The organism is Actinokineospora sp. (genome assembly GCF_050699995.1).
GTDB lineage: Bacteria > Actinomycetota > Actinomycetes > Mycobacteriales > Pseudonocardiaceae > Actinokineospora.
In genome coordinates, this window is the sequence record NZ_JBOHGC010000080.1 from 1 (window position 1) to 2,277 (window position 2,277).

Annotated in this window: 3 protein-coding genes; 2 read left to right on the forward strand and 1 reads right to left on the reverse strand. The window is 68.3% G+C overall.

Translation table 11 applies throughout. The features are described from left to right. The first annotated feature begins 98 nt into the window (after nucleotides 1–98). Both ACRDSQ_RS04800 and ACRDSQ_RS04805 read left to right on the forward strand, forming a co-directional pair. Nucleotides 99–335, forward strand: a complete 237-nt coding sequence (locus ACRDSQ_RS04800) for a hypothetical protein (RefSeq protein WP_431419129.1) — start codon at nucleotides 99–101, stop codon at nucleotides 333–335. After that, complete coding sequence (locus ACRDSQ_RS04805) at nucleotides 329–1,393, forward strand: ATP-grasp domain-containing protein (RefSeq protein WP_431419131.1); 1,065 nt, start codon at nucleotides 329–331, stop codon at nucleotides 1,391–1,393. The genes ACRDSQ_RS04800 and ACRDSQ_RS04805 overlap by 7 nt, the downstream gene beginning before the upstream one ends. Here the strand turns inward: ACRDSQ_RS04805 and ACRDSQ_RS04810 are convergent. After that, complete coding sequence (locus ACRDSQ_RS04810; protein ID WP_431419133.1) at nucleotides 1,354–2,103, reverse strand: phosphotransferase family protein; 750 nt, start codon at nucleotides 2,101–2,103, stop codon at nucleotides 1,354–1,356. The two genes, ACRDSQ_RS04805 and ACRDSQ_RS04810, sit on opposite strands and share 40 nt — an antisense overlap. Nucleotides 2,104–2,277: the final 174 nt, after the last annotated feature.

Sequence of the window (2,277 nt, forward strand, 5' to 3'; positions counted from 1 at the left end):
GTCCCCGTGCGGCACCGGCACCGGCGGCTGTTCGGTGGCGGCTTCCACTGCTTCACCCTCGACACCCGCCGCGACGGCGCCTGTGAGGACTACCTGTCGTGACCCGTGTCCTGCTGCTGGAGGCGGCTGGACCTGAATCCGGTGCCATCGCCGCGACCGCGACTGCCCGCGGCTATCAGATCTACGCCGTCACTGATCCCGACCAGCACGCCACTTACACCCCCGATCTTCACACCGCACTGTCTGGGTGTTTGTTGACCGACTTCACCCGCCCCGCGTACGCCGCAGGCGAGATCATCGACTTTGCCCGCCGCAACTCCATCGACGCGTGCTGACCACAAACGAGTACCTCACCCCAGTGCTTGCCGAGGTCTGTGCCGCGCTGGGCCTGCCCGGGAACGATCCGGCGCTGGCTGGTGCCGCCCGAAACAAGGCCGACATGAGCCGGCGATTCGCCCGCTGCGGCGTCACCGCACCCAGCACCCACAGCGTCGCAACGGAGGACGAGCTGCTGCGTCTGCGCGCTACCGGGCAGCTCACTTACCCTTCTGTCAACAAGCCCGCCGACGGGGCGGGCTCGGCTGGCGTCACCGTCGTGCACAGCGCCGCCGAAGCGGTCTCAGCGATGCGGGCCGCGCGTGAGCCGCGTGGGATGTATGGGATGCCGCTCGACCCGCGCATCCTGGTCCAAGAGTTCGCCGAGGGCACCGAGTACAGCGTTGAGTCGATCACGCAGAACGGTGTGAGCTCACACTTGTGCCTGACCCGGAAGACCGTCGCAGGCGGCGCCCACCGCGTCGAGCTCGGGCACGGACTACCGGCCGCCCTGCCACCTGAGGTCGAGACAACTGTGATCACGCAGGTGGAACGGGCCATCGCCGCTGTCGGTATCCGCAACGGGGCCTCCCACACTGAGGTGATGCTGGCCCCCGACGGCCAGTGCGTTGTGATCGAGATCGGAGCTCGACTCGGGGCCGGTCAGATCGGATTCCTCATCGCGCACGCGCTCGGCGTCGACCCGTGGGCGGCCTGCCTCGATGTGGCACTCGGCCGCGCGGTGCACCTCGCCCCCACCCGCAATGGGTACGCCGCCGTGCGGTTCCTGACCAGCCCACACCCCGGCCGTCTCGCCTCGGTGACCGGGCTGCCACTCACCAGCCACCGCGTGCCCACTGTCCACATGCGCAAGGCGATCGGAGACCGGGTCGACGACCTCCCACACAACGGCGCACGCCTCGGCTACTTCGTCGTCACCGGCCCGGACGCGGACACAGTCGACGCGCACGCCGACGATCTGTTCCGCCAGATCCGTATCGAGGTCGTCCCCCACACGCACAACCAACTGGGCTGGGGTCAGGTCAGACCCGCCAACACGACCGCCATGTCCGAATAGGACTCTCGCACGCCGTCCGCGTTGCCCAACCGGTGGCGTTCCAAGCGGATGGCCCCGATGTGCCGCGCCTCGTAGATCCGCGAGCGCAGCACCGCGTTCGGAGAACGGTCCAACGACCCGTAGGTCCGCCAGAACTCGTCGCGCTCGGTGCCCGGCTTCGCCAGCGCCATGCGAATGGTCCAGTCCGCAGCCGGGTCACCCCACCAGGTCCGGTCGAAGTCGAGAACCCCGGTAATCGTGGGCTCCGGTGCGCCGTCGGCGAGCATGACATTGACCGTCCACAGGTCCCCGGACAGCATCCGCGGCTGGTCAATCTCGTCGAGCACGGGCTGATGCTGCGCCGCAGCCGTGACGACCTTGCCGACATCTGCGGCGTCAAGTCCGACGGTGTCCAGGTCGGCGGCGATGGCGTTCAAGGAACCGATCACCGCCTCGCTCCAGGTGTCGAACCCGGGGCCTGCGACGGGGCCGAAGCGCGGGCCGCGCACCGCATGCACGTCCCGCGTGACCGCGCCCATCTGCCCGAAAAAGCCCGGCCACGTCGAACGCGGGTAGTCGCCGAGACGCTCCGGTGCCGGGACACCGTCGAGCAGCGACTGAAACAGGTAGTCCCGGCCGATCACGTCGCCGGTGAAGTCCGCCGAGATGATCCGCGGCATGAGCGGCGCGATCGGCGCCAGATACGGCACGCTTGCGTACTCGTTGCGCATCAGCTCCCGCTCGGAGGAGAACTGGCGGTCTGGCTCCGGGGCGACCCCAATGCCACTGCTTTAAAAGATCAAGTTGGTGGTGGTTGGAGTGGGTGTAGGAGGACCCGGTAGGTGAGGACCTGAACGGCTGGTGTGTTCGGGGGTCGTCGGTCGTAGCGGTTGGTGTGTCCGCGT